At 59.3% G+C, this 15,504-nt stretch carries 12 protein-coding genes; 10 read left to right on the forward strand and 2 right to left on the reverse strand.

The features are described 5' to 3' along the window. Nucleotides 1-7: 7 nt before the first annotated feature. A complete protein-coding gene (locus ACSPX5_RS03145) occupies nucleotides 8-376 on the forward strand; it encodes a hypothetical protein (protein WP_169429446.1) in 369 nt (122 codons plus the stop codon). A gap of 122 nt (nucleotides 377-498) precedes the next feature. Here ACSPX5_RS03145 and ACSPX5_RS03150 read toward each other — a convergent pair whose 3' ends face one another. Further along, nucleotides 499-2,094, reverse strand: a complete 1,596-nt coding sequence (locus ACSPX5_RS03150) for a beta (1-6) glucans synthase (protein WP_439820936.1) — start codon at nucleotides 2,092-2,094, stop codon at nucleotides 499-501. Nucleotides 2,095-2,381: 287 nt separating this feature from the next. Here ACSPX5_RS03150 and ACSPX5_RS03155 point away from each other — a divergent pair, with 287 nt between their 5' ends. The 3 genes from ACSPX5_RS03155 to ACSPX5_RS03165 all read left to right on the forward strand — a co-directional run bounded on the left by ACSPX5_RS03155 (nucleotide 2,382) and on the right by ACSPX5_RS03165 (nucleotide 5,430). Beyond that, entirely contained in the window at nucleotides 2,382-3,233 is an 852-nt protein-coding gene (locus ACSPX5_RS03155) for a glycine betaine ABC transporter substrate-binding protein (protein WP_169429448.1), read from the forward strand. A gap of 230 nt (nucleotides 3,234-3,463) precedes the next feature. Next, nucleotides 3,464-3,775 (forward strand): DUF485 domain-containing protein, encoded by a 312-nt coding sequence (locus ACSPX5_RS03160; protein ID WP_096822125.1) that lies wholly within the window; start codon nucleotides 3,464-3,466, stop codon nucleotides 3,773-3,775. Continuing rightward, a complete protein-coding gene (locus ACSPX5_RS03165; protein ID WP_169429449.1) occupies nucleotides 3,772-5,430 on the forward strand; it encodes a cation acetate symporter in 1,659 nt (552 codons plus the stop codon). Before ACSPX5_RS03160 ends, ACSPX5_RS03165 begins: the two co-directional genes overlap by 4 nt. Nucleotides 5,431-6,267: 837 nt before the next feature. Here the strand turns inward: ACSPX5_RS03165 and gltA are convergent. Beyond that, complete coding sequence (gltA, locus tag ACSPX5_RS03170) at nucleotides 6,268-7,557, reverse strand: citrate synthase (protein ID WP_007959044.1); 1,290 nt, start codon at nucleotides 7,555-7,557, stop codon at nucleotides 6,268-6,270. A gap of 364 nt (nucleotides 7,558-7,921) precedes the next feature. Between gltA and sdhC the strand changes: the two genes are divergently transcribed. From sdhC to odhB, 6 genes are all read left to right on the forward strand, one after another. After that, nucleotides 7,922-8,296, forward strand: a complete 375-nt coding sequence (gene sdhC, locus ACSPX5_RS03175) for a succinate dehydrogenase, cytochrome b556 subunit (protein ID WP_011333113.1) — start codon at nucleotides 7,922-7,924, stop codon at nucleotides 8,294-8,296. Beyond that, nucleotides 8,290-8,658, forward strand: a complete 369-nt coding sequence (sdhD, locus tag ACSPX5_RS03180; RefSeq protein ID WP_085710546.1) for a succinate dehydrogenase, hydrophobic membrane anchor protein — start codon at nucleotides 8,290-8,292, stop codon at nucleotides 8,656-8,658. Before sdhC ends, sdhD begins: the two co-directional genes overlap by 7 nt. Nucleotides 8,659-8,661: 3 nt before the next feature. Continuing rightward, on the forward strand, nucleotides 8,662-10,434 hold the full coding sequence (sdhA, locus tag ACSPX5_RS03185) for a succinate dehydrogenase flavoprotein subunit (RefSeq protein WP_085682949.1): 1,773 nt from the start codon (nucleotides 8,662-8,664) through the stop codon (nucleotides 10,432-10,434). Nucleotides 10,435-10,445: 11 nt separating this feature from the next. Beyond that, entirely contained in the window at nucleotides 10,446-11,150 is a 705-nt protein-coding gene (locus ACSPX5_RS03190; protein ID WP_169429450.1) for a succinate dehydrogenase iron-sulfur subunit, read from the forward strand. Between the two features lie 259 nt (nucleotides 11,151-11,409). Beyond that, on the forward strand, nucleotides 11,410-14,241 hold the full coding sequence (locus tag ACSPX5_RS03195; protein ID WP_085732274.1) for a 2-oxoglutarate dehydrogenase E1 component: 2,832 nt from the start codon (nucleotides 11,410-11,412) through the stop codon (nucleotides 14,239-14,241). Nucleotides 14,242-14,283: 42 nt separating this feature from the next. Next, nucleotides 14,284-15,504, forward strand: coding sequence for a 2-oxoglutarate dehydrogenase complex dihydrolipoyllysine-residue succinyltransferase (odhB, locus tag ACSPX5_RS03200; protein WP_169429451.1), 1,221 nt, complete (start codon nucleotides 14,284-14,286; stop codon nucleotides 15,502-15,504).

Below are 15,504 nucleotides of genomic sequence, written 5' to 3' on the forward strand. Positions count from 1 at the left end.
GTGCTCCATGTCCCGCCGCTTGCCTGTGATTCTGCTGCTCGTTCTGTTGCCGTTATGGCTGGCTGCCAGTTATGGCGCGCGTTATGGCTTTATGGAGGACGCGCAATGGGTGGGCATCTGCGTGGATGAGGCGAGCCGATGGGAATGCTCGGTGCGCTCGAACCTTGGGCTGTTGATCCACTTTCAGGTGCTGGGCTGGGCGGCCATTGCAGCTGCGGTGATCGGTTTTGTCGTGCCAGGACGGGCAGGGTGGTGGCTGGCGGTGCTGGCGCTGGTGTTCGGGTTGCCGGCGCTGGCGCTGTACAACACGACGCTGGCGGTGTTTGCGGTGGTAATTGCCGGGTTGCGGCTGGTTAGAGAGTCTCGCGGCGTCTGACAGTCAGCCATCGCTGGCAAGCCAGCTCCCACACTTGATCCATGCAGACACAGAACCTGTGGCAGACGGGAATCCTGTGGGAGCTGGCTTGCCAGCGAAGAGGCCGGTTCAGCCTCTGAAGGTCAGCTTTTGCGAACCTGCAGGCAGCGCCACAACGCGGCCACCATCAACCCGCTGACCAGCGCCCAGCCCCACGCCTGCTGGTTCTGCAGACCTTCACGGAACAGCTGCGGGGCGATGCCCGCGCCAATGATGAAGGTCAGCAAGGCGATTTCCCGGCGCGGCACGCTCACCGGACGGCACAGATAAACCAGCGCCGGCAGGATGAGCGCCATGCTCGCAAAGCTGCGATAGCGCGGATCGAACACCATCTCCAGCATCATCACCGCGCTGGCAAAACCGGCTGCCGCTACCAGCCAGCCGGCCCGGCGTTCGAACACGGCGAAGGCGCGCTCACGCCAGCCATTGCGGGCGCTCAAGGTGAGCGCGGCGTGGGCCAGAATCAGCAGGTTCAGTGTCGTCAGCAAACCGACCCACAGCCATTCGCTGGTGAACCGCGTGGTCACCCGTGCCAGATCGCCCCAGGCGCCAATCGAACAGGCGGCCAGTGCGCCGAGCAGAGGCAGGATCAGGGCGCTGCGGGTCGTGCGCACGCGACCGCCCAGCAGCAGCGTGCCAATGAAAATCAGCCCGCCGACGCCCAGCCACTGTTTCCAGTACGGCACGTTGGTCACCGGCCCGGCGAGTACCCCCTTGTCCTGACGGTCTGCATCGAACAATCCCCAGTAACCGCCGACCGCGCCTTCACTGCCGCGCTTCCACGGCTGGTCGAAGGCTTCAATCAGGTTATAACGCCAGCCCTGCTGTTCCGCGAGGGTGACAAAACCGCGAATGAACTTGGCTTCGTTGACCCGGCTCGGCAGCGCGGTTTCCCGCTGGCGGCCTTCGCTCGGCCAGCCGGTTTCGCCAATCATTACGTCCTTGGGGGCGAACTTGTTGCCGAACACCTGGCGCACATCGGCCACGTGTTGCAGGGCGGCGTCGATGTTCGATGGATCGTCTTCCCAGTACGGCAGCAAATGAATGGTCAGGAAGTCCACCGCCGGCGCGACTTCCGGGTGCTTGAGCCAGAACTCCCAGACATCGGCGTAGGTCACCGGTTGCTTGATATGGCTTTTGACCTTGTTGATCAACTTCGCCAGTTGCGCACCGGTGACTTCCTTGCGCAGCAAGGCTTCGTTGCCGACGATCACCGCGCTGACCACATCCGGGTTGGCGTTGGCCGAAGCGATCAGCAGATCGACTTCTTTCTCGGTGTCCACCGGGTTGCTGTTGACCCAGGCGCCGATCATCAGCTTCAAGCCATGCTTGCGTGCCAGCTCCGGCAGGGCTTCGAGGCCCGTCATGGAGTAGGTGCGGATGCATTCGAAGCGGGTGGCGAGCAGGGCAAGGTCGGCGTCCATGCGCTCCGGGCGCAGTTTGAACGGCACGTCGAACGGCGACTGATCCTTGTCGAACGGGGTGTAGGAGGCGCATTGCAACTTGTGGGTCGGGGTGGCGACGTCCGGCAGGATCACCGGTTTGCCGAGGCCATACCAGAAGCTGCACAGGGCAAACAGCCCCAGCAGGCAGGCGAACAGATAAGGAAGAAAGGGGAAACGGGAAGTCGCGGACATGGTCAGGCCGAGTGGCTGCAAAGCGACGCATGTTACCTGCATTTATAAGGAGGTTGGTGGCTCGCGCGATTTTGACATGCAAAGTTCGGGCGGATTGTCTGGCGCCAAATATCCGGACGCAGTTAATGGCTTTCTGATGTCGTTTCTCGTTGCCTTGAGGTCGCTGACAGAGCAGGTCTTATCGGGCGTCAGGTTGATGATCGGAGCCATCAGTACTCCGCTGATGTTCGAACGAGTTCGCGGTCAGGCGTGATGGGGGCGCTGTGCACCATAACAATACGTTGACGATGTCCGGCATCCGTCGGGCGCAGCATTTCGGGGAAGTAACGATGAAGATGCGACGACTTTTAGGCGCAGGTGCCGCTCTGGTACTTGCGATGAGCTCCACTTTCGCCAGCGCTGAAAAACAGACCCTGAACATCGGTTACGTTGACGGCTGGTCCGACAGCGTCGCGACCACCCACGTGGCGGCCGAAGTGATCAAGCAGAAACTCGGCTACGACGTGAAACTGCAGGCCGTCGCCACCGGGATCATGTGGCAGGGTGTTGCCACCGGCAAACTCGACGCCATGCTCTCGGCCTGGCTGCCGGTGACCCACGGCGAATACTGGACCAAGAACAAGGATCAGGTCGTCGATTACGGCCCGAACTTCAAGGACGCGAAAATCGGCCTGATCGTGCCGGAGTATGTGAAAGCCAAGTCGATCGAAGACCTGAAAACCGATGACACGTTCAAGAATCGCATCGTCGGCATCGATGCCGGTTCAGGCGTGATGCTCAAGACCGATCAGGCGATCAAGGATTACGGCCTCGACAAATACACCCTCAAGGCCAGTTCCGGCGCCGGCATGATTGCCGAGCTGACCCGTGCCGAGAAGAAAAACGAATCCATCGCCGTCACCGGCTGGGTGCCGCACTGGATGTTCGCCAAGTGGAAACTGCGCTTCCTCGACGACCCGAAAGGGGTGTATGGCGCGGCTGAAACCGTGAACAGCATCGGCAGCAAGGAACTGGCGACCAAGGCGCCGGAAGTGGCCAAGTTCCTGAAGAACTTCCAGTGGGCTTCGAAAGACGAAATCGGCGAAGTCATGCTGGCGATCCAGGACGGTGCCAAACCTGACGCAGCCGCCAAGGACTGGGTCGCCAAACACCCGGACCGCGTGGCTGAATGGACCAAGTAATCTAAGTCGAAGCGTCTACTCTGCGCTTCCCAGGGCCGCCCGGCCTTCTCGTCGGGCGGCCTTTTTCATTGCCCTTCCTTTAATGGCGGATGCGCAACTTTTTCGGGCCGTCTGGAAATTGGCAAAAACGCCATGGCGTTCTACTACTAAGGTCGTCTGGAAGCCGGCTCGCAGCCGCATACAGTGGATACGTTCCAAAAATAAAAATCTGTGCTGCGAGGATAAAAACAATGAACGACAGCATTTACCTCTCTATTCAGAACAGCCCGCGCTTCAAGGAGCTGGTGAAAAAAAGGGAAAGGTTCGCCTGGATACTCTCGGCGATCATGCTAGGGCTCTACTCCGGATTCATCCTGCTGATCGCGTACGGGCCGCAAGTGCTCGGGACCAAGATCAGTGCCGGCTCATCGATCACCTGGGGCATCCCCATCGGTGTCGGGCTGATTGTCTCGGCCTTCGTCCTGACCGGTATCTACGTACGCCGCGCCAATGGCGAGTTCGACGACCTGAACAATGCGATTCTCAAGGAGGCTCAGCAATGATCCGGCGTCTACTGGCTCTTTTGAGCATCGCAGCGTTCGCTCCAGCCGCCTGGGCCGCTGACGCCCTGACCGGCGAAGTCCACAAACAACCGCTCAACGTTTCCGCGATCGTCATGTTCGTGGTGTTCGTCGGCGCGACCCTGTGCATCACCTATTGGGCGTCCAAACGCAACAAGTCGGCCGCCGACTACTATGCGGCGGGCGGCAAGATCACCGGTTTCCAGAACGGTCTGGCGATTGCCGGTGACTACATGTCGGCAGCGTCCTTCCTGGGGATCTCCGCGCTGGTGTTCACCTCCGGCTACGACGGCCTGATCTATTCGATCGGCTTTCTGGTGGGCTGGCCGATCATTCTGTTCCTGATCGCCGAGCGTCTGCGTAACCTGGGCAAGTACACCTTTGCCGACGTGGCGTCCTACCGCCTCGGGCAAACCCAGATCCGCACGCTGTCTGCCTGCGGTTCGCTGGTGGTGGTGGCGTTCTACCTGATCGCGCAAATGGTTGGTGCCGGCAAGCTGATCCAGCTGCTGTTCGGTCTCGACTACCACGTTGCGGTGATCCTGGTCGGTATCCTGATGTGCCTGTACGTGCTGTTCGGCGGCATGCTGGCGACCACCTGGGTGCAGATCATCAAGGCTGTGCTGTTGCTGTCTGGTGCCTCGTTCATGGCGCTGATGGTGATGAAGCACGTCAACTTCGACTTCAACACCCTGTTCTCCGAAGCCATCAAGGTTCACACCAAGGGCGAGGCGATCATGAGCCCCGGCGGTCTGGTGAAAGACCCGATCTCGGCGTTCTCCCTCGGCCTGGCACTGATGTTCGGTACCGCTGGCCTGCCGCACATCCTGATGCGCTTCTTCACTGTGAGTGACGCGAAAGAAGCCCGTAAGAGCGTGCTGTACGCCACCGGTTTCATTGGCTACTTCTACATCCTGACCTTCATCATCGGCTTCGGCGCGATACTGCTGGTCAGCACCAACCCGGCCTTTAAAGATGCGGCGGGCGCGCTGCTCGGCGGCAACAACATGGCGGCGGTGCACCTGGCCAACGCCGTGGGCGGCAGCATCTTCCTCGGCTTCATCTCGGCCGTGGCGTTCGCAACCATTCTGGCGGTCGTGGCCGGTCTGACCCTGGCCGGCGCTTCGGCGGTGTCCCATGACCTGTACGCCAGCGTGATCAAGAAGGGCAAGGCCAACGACAAGGATGAGATTCGCGTTTCGAAGATCACCACCATCGCGCTGGGCGTTCTGGCCATCGGCCTGGGCATCCTGTTCGAAAGCCAGAACATCGCGTTCATGGTGGGTCTGGCGTTCTCCATCGCGGCGAGCTGCAACTTTCCGGTGCTGCTGCTTTCGATGTACTGGAAGAAACTGACCACCCGTGGCGCCATGATTGGCGGCTGGCTGGGGCTGGTGAGTGCGGTGGGGCTGATGATTCTTGGCCCGACCATCTGGGTGCAGATTCTGCATCATGAGAAGGCGATCTTCCCTTACGAGTATCCGGCGCTGTTTTCGATGATCATTGCGTTCATCGGCATCTGGTTCTTCTCGATCACCGATAAGTCGGCGGCGGCAGAGAACGAGCGTGCGCTGTTCTTCCCGCAGTTTGTGCGCTCGCAGACTGGGTTGGGGGCGAGTGGGGCGGTTTCGCACTGAGGCTTCTAGGTTGAATATGTAGGTTGAGTTGGATGGAAATGCCCTGGTCGAGAGATTGGGGCATTTTTTTTGTGGGCGGTTATCGGACTTTCTTTGGGGTGGTTTTGATTTGTGTGTATATCCGTTGCTGCGGTAACGGCTTCTTGGGGTTTCGCCCTTACGGCGAGTCACCTTTTCCAAACGCCGAAAAGGTAACCCAAAAGGCTTTACCCTGACGTACGGCCCTCGCTGTGGCTCGGGTTCCTTCGCTCCGGGATTGATCCGGGGGCATCGCCTACGGTTTGCTTCGCTGCACCTCCTCTCGATGCATGCGGCTGCGCCGCACGGTCGCTGCGCTCCCACCCCCGGATCAATCCCTCCACTCAGCCTGCCGACGGGCCCTGAGATCAAAAGCTTTACTCGAGCTAACGCTCATCGTGTTGAGTGGTGAGGAGCGGGGGCTCTTGATCTGGCTTTTGCTTTGGCTTTGGCTTTTGATTTTTTGCCCCTTCGGCAGGCCGAGCGGAGGTGTCCGTCAGGGGGTAGGCGCGCAGCGCCGTGCGGCGCAGCCGCATACATCGAGAGGAGGTGCAGCGAAGCAAACCGTAGGCGATGCCCCCTGATGGACACCGTAGCGAGGGAACACTGAGCCTAGGCGAAGTGCCGTACGCCGGGGACCAAGCCTTTTGGTTCCTTTTTGGCGTTTGAAAAAGGGACTCGCTGTAAGAGCGAAACCGCCAGCGGCATCACCCGAAGAAACGGATATGCCCCCCAATAAAAACAGCCACAAAAAAACGGCCCCCATTCACATGGAGGCCGTTCCCGGTACAACGCTAAGACGCTATCGCAAGACAGCTCTTATTTGCGGTCTTCCAGCTTGGTGATATCTCGCGACTCGTAACCAGTGTACAGCTGACGCGGACGGCCAATCTTGTACGGGCTCGAGAGCATTTCCTTCCAGTGGGAGATCCAGCCGACAGTACGTGCCAGGGCGAAGATCACGGTGAACATGCTGGTCGGAATGCCGATCGCCTTGAGGATGATTCCCGAGTAGAAGTCGACGTTCGGGTACAGCGAGCGTTCGATGAAGTACGGATCGGTCAGAGCGATCTCTTCCAGGCGCATGGCCAGTTCGAGTTGCGGATCGTTCTGGATGCCCAGTTCCTTCAATACTTCGTCGCAGGTCTGCTTCATGACAGTCGCGCGAGGGTCACGGTTCTTGTAGACGCGGTGACCGAAGCCCATCAGCTTGAACGGATCGTTCTTGTCCTTGGCCTTGGCGATGAACTTGTCGATGTTCGAGACATCGCCGATTTCATCGAGCATGGTCAGCACGGCTTCGTTCGCACCGCCGTGGGCAGGGCCCCACAGTGCGGCGATACCGGCGGCGATACAGGCGAACGGGTTGGCACCCGAAGAGCCCGCCAGGCGCACGGTGGAGGTCGAAGCGTTCTGCTCGTGGTCGGCATGGAGGATGAAGATCCGGTCCATGGCCTTGGCGAGTACCGGGCTGATCGGTTTGATCTCGCACGGGGTGTTGAACATCATGTGCAGGAAGTTTTCCGCGTACGACAGGTCGTTGCGCGGGTACATCATGGGTTGACCCATGGAGTACTTGTAAACCATCGCGGCCAGGGTCGGCATCTTGGCAACCAGGCGGATCGCGGAGATTTCGCGATGCTGCGGGTTATTGATGTCGAGGGAGTCGTGGTAGAAGGCCGAGAGGGCGCCGACTACACCACACATGACGGCCATCGGGTGGGCGTCGCGGCGGAAGCCGTTGAAGAAGGTTTTCAGCTGCTCGTGAACCATGGTGTGGTTCTTCACGGTGCCGACGAACTGGGCCTTTTGCTCTGCAGTCGGCAGTTCGCCGTTCAGCAGCAGGTAGCAGGTTTCCAGGTAGTCCGACTTTTCAGCCAGTTGTTCGATCGGGTAGCCGCGGTGCAGCAGGATGCCGTTGTCGCCGTCGATATAGGTGATCTTCGATTCGCAGGAAGCGGTCGACATGAAACCGGGGTCGAAAGTGAAGCGGCCCGTGGCCGTCAGGCCCCGAACATCGATTACATCGGGACCAACGGTGCCGGTTAAAATGGGCAGCTCGACGGGGGCTGCGCCCTCGATGATCAACTGCGCTTTTTTGTCAGCCATGTGGCCTCCTATTTATGCTTGAAATCATCAGACAGACCCCCCACGCAGGGCCCGCACCACTATAGTGAGATAAATTCGAATGTCAATTTGCCTAAAGTCTTGCTCCAGAAGGCTTTAACCGTACTTTTTCCTCGAAATTGCCTGCCATTTACGCCTTTTATACGACTTGTGCAATCCGCTATTGGGGGTAGGCGATTGCGTTGTCATTAGTAGCCTAACTGTCTATACTCGGCGACCGACCGCCAAGGGCTTTTGGGCTTGCTTTCATTGGGGGTCGCATCCCTGGGTGGTGGTTACCTGACCAGTGCACTCCCCAACAACTTTGCCCTGATTGTTAGGGGCTCTTCAGTGTGAAAAAAAAGCCGTGAAAAGCCAACGACCTGTAAACCTAGACCTAAGGACCATCAAACTCCCCATCACCGGCGTTACGTCGTTTCTTCACCGTGTTTCCGGCATCATCCTCTTCCTGGGCCTCGGCATCATGCTTTATGCATTGGGCAAATCCCTGGGTTCCGAGGAAGGTTATGTCGAGGTGAAGGCATGCTTGACCAGCCCGCTGGCCAAGTTCGTAGCATGGGGCCTCCTGTCCGCTCTTCTGTATCACCTGGTTGCCGGTGTGCGCCACTTGATCATGGACATGGGCATCGGTGAGACGCTGGAAGGCGGCCGCCTGGGCTCGAAACTGATCATCGCCGTTTCCGTGGTGCTGATCGTTCTGGCAGGAGTTTGGATATGGTAACCAGCGTTACAAACCTTTCGCGTTCGGGCCTCTATGACTGGATGGCACAGCGTGTGTCTGCGGTCGTTCTCGCGGCTTATTTCATATTCCTGATCGGCTACCTCGCCGCTCACCCGGGCATCGGTTATGAACAATGGCATGGCCTGTTCGCCCACAACGGAATGCGTATCTTCAGTCTGCTGGCACTGGTTGCCCTGGGCGCTCACGCCTGGGTCGGCATGTGGACCATCGCGACCGACTACCTGACGCCGATGGCGCTGGGCAAGTCTGCGACTGCAGTACGTTTCCTTTTCCAGGCAGTATGCGGCGTCGCGATGTTCGCTTACTTCGTCTGGGGTGTGCAGATTCTCTGGGGTATCTGATTCATGGCTAACATTCCAACGATTTCTTTCGACGCCATCATCATTGGCGGCGGCGGTGCCGGCATGCGCGCTGCGCTGCAGCTGGCACAGGGCGGTCACAAGACTGCCGTGATCACCAAGGTCTTCCCGACCCGTTCGCACACTGTTTCCGCCCAGGGCGGCATCACCTGCGCAATCGCGTCGGCCGACCCGAACGATGACTGGCGCTGGCACATGTACGATACCGTCAAGGGTTCCGACTACATCGGTGACCAGGACGCTATCGAATACATGTGTCAGGAAGGCCCGGCTGCCGTTTTCGAGCTGGATCACATGGGGCTGCCGTTCTCGCGTACCGAAACCGGCCGTATCTACCAGCGTCCGTTCGGCGGTCAGTCGAAGGATTACGGTAAAGGCGGGCAGGCTGCCCGTACCTGCGCAGCATCCGACCGTACCGGTCATGCGCTGCTGCACACCCTTTATCAGGGCAACCTGAAAGCCGGTACCACGTTCCTGAACGAGTACTACGCTGTCGACCTGGTAAAAAACCAGGAAGGCGAATTCGTCGGTGTGATCGCAATCTGCATCGAAACCGGCGAAACCACCTACATCCGCGCGAAAGCCACCGTTCTGGCTACCGGCGGTGCAGGTCGTATCTATGCCTCCACCACCAACGCCCTGATCAACACCGGTGACGGCGTCGGCATGGCTCTGCGTGCTGGCGTGCCGGTACAAGACATCGAAATGTGGCAGTTCCACCCGACCGGCATCGCCGGCGCCGGTGTACTGGTTACCGAAGGTTGCCGTGGTGAAGGTGGTTACCTGATCAACAAGCACGGCGAGCGTTTCATGGAGCGTTATGCTCCGAACGCCAAAGACCTTGCCGGTCGCGACGTGGTTGCCCGTTCGATGGTTAAAGAAATCATCGCCGGCAACGGTTGCGGTCCGAATGGCGACCACGTAATGCTCAAACTCGACCACCTGGGCGAGGAAGTGCTGCACAGCCGTCTGCCAGGCATCTGCGAACTGTCGAAGACGTTCGCACACGTTGACCCGGTGGTTGCTCCGGTTCCGGTTGTTCCGACTTGCCACTACATGATGGGCGGCGTTGCCACCAACATTCACGGCCAGGCGATCACCCAGGACGCCGAAGGTGTGGATCAGATCATTCCTGGTCTGTTCGCCGTAGGTGAAGTGGCTTGCGTATCGGTTCACGGTGCCAACCGTCTGGGCGGCAACTCGCTGCTCGACCTGGTGGTATTCGGTCGCGCTGCCGGCCTGCACCTGGAGAAGGCGCTGACCGATGGCATCGAATACGACGACGCTACCGAAGCCGACATCGAAGCTGCCCTGGCGCGTCTGAACGCCCTGAACAACCGTACCGACGGCGAAGACGTCGCTACCCTGCGTCGCGAGCTGCAAAGCTGCATGCAGAACTACTTCGGTGTATTCCGTACCGGCGAATACATGCAGAAGGGTATTGCCCAGCTGGCCGATCTGCGCAAGCGCATCGCCAACGTGAAGATCAACGATAAGTCGCAGGCATTCAACACTGCACGTATCGAGGCGCTGGAACTGCAAAACCTGCTGGAAGTGGCTGAAGCTACCGCCATTGCTGCCGAAGTACGTAAAGAGTCCCGCGGCGCTCACGCCCGTGAAGACTTCGAAGACCGTGACGACGAAAACTGGCTGTGCCACACCCTGTACTTCCCGGGTGAGAAACGTGTCGCCAAGCGTGCCGTGAACTTCTCGCCGAAGACTGTTCCGACTTTCGAACCAAAAGTCCGGACTTATTAAGGGTGACCGCCATGTTGAAAGTCAGTGTTTATCGTTACAACCCTGATCAGGACGCTGCGCCGTTCATGCAGGAATTCCAGGTCGATACCGGTGGTAAGGACCTGATGGTGCTGGACGTGCTGGCCCTGATCAAAGAGCAGGACGAAGGTTTCTCCTATCGTCGCTCCTGCCGTGAAGGCGTCTGCGGCTCCGACGGCATGAACATCAACGGCAAGAACGGCCTGGCGTGCATCACGCCGCTGTCCGCTGTCGTCAAAGGTAACAAGCTGATCATTCGTCCTCTGCCAGGTTTGCCGGTTATCCGTGACCTGGTCGTCGATATGAGCATCTTCTACAAGCAATACGAGAAGGTTAAGCCTTTCCTGCAGAACGACACGCCGGCTCCGGCCATCGAGCGTCTGCAGTCCCCTGAAGAGCGTGAAAAGCTCGACGGTCTGTACGAGTGCATCCTGTGCGCCTGCTGCTCGACCTCTTGCCCGTCCTTCTGGTGGAACCCGGACAAGTTCCTGGGTCCGGCTGCACTGCTGCAAGCGTACCGCTTCCTGGCAGACAGCCGTGACACCAAGACGTCCGAGCGTCTGGCATCCCTCGATGACCCGTTCAGCGTCTTCCGCTGCCGGGGCATCATGAACTGCGTCAACGTATGTCCGAAAGGCCTGAACCCGACTAAGGCCATCGGTCACATCCGTAACATGCTGCTTTCGAGCGGCGTGTGATTCAGAAGCTGTAAAAGTAGTACTGCTTCACCGTAGAGGCTGTGGCGCGGGCTTCAACCCGCGCCAGGGCTATAACCAGAGCAACAGCCATAAGCTGCAGCTCTTATTTTGAAGAAATGAGACAAGCAGGGGCATCCGGGCTGGTACCCGGACTATCAGTGTGATCCTAAGTGGCTTGTTTTGGTCGCTGCATTCGGACTTCTGCAAGCTTGCTCGGTGTCGGCACCGATGGTGTTCCCCTAACCGAGGGTGACCAAGCATGCAAGAAAGCGTGATGCAGCGCATGTGGAACAGCGCCTACCTTTCAGGTGGAAACGCTGCCTATGTGGAAGAGCTTTATGAGCTCTACCTGCACGACCCTAACGCTGTGCCAGAAGAGTGGCGCACCTACTTTCAGAAGCTGCCCGCCGACGGCGGCTCTGCCACCGATGTTTCGCACTCCACAATTCGCGATCATTTCGTGCTGCTGGCAAAGAACCAGCGCCGCGCCCAACCGGTTTCCGCCGGCAGCGTGAGCAGTGAGCACGAGAAGAAGCAAGTTGAAGTGCTGCGATTGATCCAGGCCTACCGTATGCGTGGCCACCAGGCAGCCCAGCTTGACCCGCTGGGACTGTGGCAGCGTCCTGCACCTGCAGACCTGTCGATCAATCATTACGGCTTGACCAATGCCGATCTTGATACGACCTTCCGTGCCGGCGACCTGTTCATCGGCAAAGAGGAAGCGAGCCTACGCGAAATTCACGAAGCGTTGCAGCAGACATATTGCCGCACCATCGGCGCTGAATTTACGCACATCACCGATTCAGAGCAGCGCCAGTGGTTCCAGCAGCGTCTGGAAAGCGTACGTGGCCGTCCGGAATACTCCGCCGACATCAAGAGCCACCTGCTTGAGCGCGTGACGGCCGGTGAAGGCCTGGAAAAATACCTGGGTACCAAATACCCGGGCACCAAGCGTTTCGGTCTGGAAGGCGGCGAAAGCCTGATTCCGATGCTCGACGAACTGATCCAGCGTTCCGGTTCCTACGGCACCAAGGAAGTCGTCATCGGCATGGCCCACCGTGGCCGTCTGAACGTACTGGTCAACACCTTCGGCAAGAACCCGCGCGAGCTGTTCGACGAGTTCGAAGGCAAGAAGAAGGTCGAGCTGGGTTCCGGTGACGTTAAATACCACCAGGGCTTCTCGTCCAACGTGATGACCGCCGGCGGTGAAGTTCACCTGGCCATGGCGTTCAACCCGTCCCACCTGGAAATCGTTTCCCCGGTGGTCGAAGGTTCGGTACGTGCTCGTCAGGACCGTCGCAACGATGCGACCGGCGAGAAGGTATTGCCGATCTCCATCCACGGTGACGCGGCATTCGCCGGTCAAGGCGTGGTGATGGAAACCTTCCAGATGTCGCAGACCCGCGGTTTCAAGACCGGCGGTACCGTGCACATCGTGATCAACAACCAGGTCGGTTTCACCATCAGCAATCCGCTGGACTCGCGCTCCACCGAGTACGCGACCGACGTTGCGAAGATGATCCAGGCGCCGATCCTCCATGTGAATGGCGATGATCCGGAAGCCGTATTGTTCGTGACCCAGCTGGCCATCGACTACCGCATGCAGTTCAAGCGTGACGTGGTGATCGACCTGGTCTGCTACCGTCGTCGTGGCCACAACGAGGCCGACGAGCCAAGCGGCACCCAGCCACTGATGTATCAGCAGATCACCAAGCAGCGCACCACCCGTGAGCTGTACGCTGATCGTCTGACCCAGGCCGGTGTACTGGATGCCGAGCGCGTTCAGGCGAAAGTCGACGAATACCGCAACGCGCTGGACAACGGTCTGCACGTAGTGAAATCGCTGGTCAAAGAGCCGAACAAAGAGCTGTTCGTGGACTGGCGTCCGTATCTGGGCCACGCCTGGACTGCGCGTCACGACACTCGCTTCGATCTGAAGACTCTGCAGGAACTGTCCGCCAAGCTGCTGGAAATTCCGGAAGGCTTCGTGGTTCAGCGCCAGGTTGCGAAGATCTACGAAGACCGTCAGAAGATGCAAGCCGGCGGCCTGCCGATCAACTGGGGTTACGCTGAAACCATGGCGTACGCGACCCTGGCGTTCGAAGGACACCCGATCCGCATGACCGGTCAGGACATCGGCCGCGGTACGTTCTCGCACCGTCACGCTGTTCTGCACAACCAGAAAGATGCCGGCACCTACATTCCGCTCAAGCATCTGTATGAAGGTCAGCCGCGTTTCGACCTGTACGACTCGTTCCTGTCGGAAGAGGCCGTGCTGGCGTTCGAATACGGTTACTCGACCACCACGCCGAACGCGCTGGTGATCTGGGAAGCCCAGTTCGGCGACTTCGCCAACGGTGCACAGGTTGTCATCGACCAGTTCATCACCAGCGGCGAGCACAAGTGGGGCCGTCTCTGCGGTCTGACCATGCTGCTGCCACACGGCTACGAAGGCCAGGGCCCTGAGCACAGCTCGGCGCGTCTTGAGCGTTACCTGCAGTTGTGCGCCGAGCACAACATTCAGGTGTGCATGCCGACGACTCCGGCGCAGATCTACCACTTGCTGCGTCGTCAGGTGATTCGCCCGCTGCGCAAGCCGCTGGTAGTGCTGACTCCGAAGTCGCTGCTGCGCCACAAGCTGGCCATCTCGACGCTGGAAGATCTGGCCGAAGGTTCCTTCCAGACCGTTATCCCGGAAATCGATGCACTGGACCCGAAAAAGGTCGAGCGCGTGGTTCTGTGCAGCGGCAAGGTCTACTACGACCTGCTGGAAAAACGCCGTGCCGAAGGCCGCGAAGATATCGCCATCGTGCGTATCGAGCAGCTGTACCCATTCCCTGAGGACGACTTGAAAGAAGTCCTGGCTCCTTACACCAACGCCAAAGCGGCTGTCTGGTGCCAGGAAGAGCCGATGAACCAGGGCGCCTGGTACTGCAGCCAGCACCACCTGCGTCGCAGCATCAGCAACCTCAACAAATCTCTCGTACTCGAGTACGCGGGCCGTGAGGCTTCTGCTGCACCTGCATGTGGTTACGCATCGATGCACGCCGAGCAGCAGGAAAAACTGCTGCAAGACGCGTTTACCGTTTAACGCCTTCGCGCACCTGAAACCGAATTTAAGGAACCACAGACAATGGCTATCGAGATCAAAGCCCCCACTTTCCCGGAATCGGTTGCCGATGGCACCGTTGCCACCTGGCACAAACAACCGGGCGACGCCGTCAAGCGTGACGAACTGATCGTCGACATCGAAACCGACAAGGTCGTTCTGGAAGTGCTGGCCACCGCCGACGGCGTGCTGGGCGCAATCGTCAAGGGCGAGGGCGAAACCGTTCTGTCCGACGAAGTCCTGGGCTCCATCGTTGAAGGCGGCGCTGCTGCCGCTGCTCCGGCTGCCGCTGCTGCTCCGGCCGCTGCTGCCGCTGCCCCGGCTGCTGCCGGCGCTGACGAAGACGCGATCGCCGCACCAGCCGCTCGCAAGCTGGCCGAAGAAAACGGCATCAACCTGGCTTCCGTTAAAGGCACCGGCAAAGACGGCCGTGTGACCAAGGAAGACGTGGTTGCCGCAGTTGAAGCGAAGAAATCCGCTCCGGCTGCTGCGCCGAAAGCTGCTGCTCCGGCCGCTGCCGCTCCTGTGTTCGCCGCTGGCGACCGCATCGAGAAGCGCGTTCCGATGACTCGCGTTCGTGCCACCGTTGCCAAGCGCCTGGTTGAAGCCCAGTCGAACATGGCGATGCTGACCACTTTCAACGAAGTCGACATGACCGAAGTCATGGCGCTGCGTTCGAAGTACAAGGACCTGTTCGAGAAGTCCCACAACGGCGTACGCCTGGGCTTCATGTCGTTCTTCGTGAAGGCTGCCACCGAAGCGCTGAAACGCTTCCCGGCGGTCAACGCTTCGATCGACGGCAACGATATCGTTTACCACGGCTATGCCGACATCGGTGTGGCAGTGTCCAGCGACCGTGGCCTGGTGGTTCCGGTTCTGCGCAACGCCGAGCACATGAGCCTGGCTGAAATCGAAGGCGGCATCGCCACCTTCGGCAAGAAGGCTCGTGACGGCAAACTGTCGATGGACGAAATGACCGGCGGTACCTTCACCATCACCAACGGTGGTACCTTCGGTTCGATGATGTCGACCCCGATCGTCAACCCGCCGCAGGCAGCGATTCTGGGCATGCACAACATCATCCAGCGTCCGATGGCCATCAACGGTCAGGTCGTTATTCGTCCGATGATGTATCTGGCACTGTCCTACGATCACCGCCTGATCGATGGCAAAGAAGCTGTGACTTTCCTGGTGACCATCAAGAACCTGCTGGAAGATCCGGCTCGTCTGTTGCTGGATATCTGA

Source organism: Pseudomonas sp. HLG18 (genome assembly GCF_051903985.1).
GTDB classification, from domain to species: domain Bacteria; phylum Pseudomonadota; class Gammaproteobacteria; order Pseudomonadales; family Pseudomonadaceae; genus Aquipseudomonas; species Aquipseudomonas fluorescens_BT.

What these genes read in the sequence shown, in the direction of transcription:
- ACSPX5_RS03150 (WP_439820936.1), bottom strand. Translation starts at nt 2,094, where the DNA reads ATGCAGGTAACATGCGTCGCTTTGCAGCCACTCGGCCTGACCATGTCC.
- ACSPX5_RS03145 (WP_169429446.1), top strand. Translation starts at nt 8, where the DNA reads ATGTCCCGCCGCTTGCCTGTGATTCTGCTGCTCGTTCTGTTGCCGTTA.
- ACSPX5_RS03155 (WP_169429448.1), top strand. Translation starts at nt 2,382, where the DNA reads ATGAAGATGCGACGACTTTTAGGCGCAGGTGCCGCTCTGGTACTTGCG.
- sdhD (WP_085710546.1), top strand. Translation starts at nt 8,290, where the DNA reads ATGGTAACCAGCGTTACAAACCTTTCGCGTTCGGGCCTCTATGACTGG.
- sdhA (WP_085682949.1), top strand. Translation starts at nt 8,662, where the DNA reads ATGGCTAACATTCCAACGATTTCTTTCGACGCCATCATCATTGGCGGC.
- odhB (WP_169429451.1), top strand. Translation starts at nt 14,284, where the DNA reads ATGGCTATCGAGATCAAAGCCCCCACTTTCCCGGAATCGGTTGCCGAT.
- ACSPX5_RS03165 (WP_169429449.1), top strand. Translation starts at nt 3,772, where the DNA reads ATGATCCGGCGTCTACTGGCTCTTTTGAGCATCGCAGCGTTCGCTCCA.
- gltA (WP_007959044.1), bottom strand. Translation starts at nt 7,557, where the DNA reads ATGGCTGACAAAAAAGCGCAGTTGATCATCGAGGGCGCAGCCCCCGTC.
- ACSPX5_RS03160 (WP_096822125.1), top strand. Translation starts at nt 3,464, where the DNA reads ATGAACGACAGCATTTACCTCTCTATTCAGAACAGCCCGCGCTTCAAG.
- ACSPX5_RS03190 (WP_169429450.1), top strand. Translation starts at nt 10,446, where the DNA reads ATGTTGAAAGTCAGTGTTTATCGTTACAACCCTGATCAGGACGCTGCG.
- ACSPX5_RS03195 (WP_085732274.1), top strand. Translation starts at nt 11,410, where the DNA reads ATGCAAGAAAGCGTGATGCAGCGCATGTGGAACAGCGCCTACCTTTCA.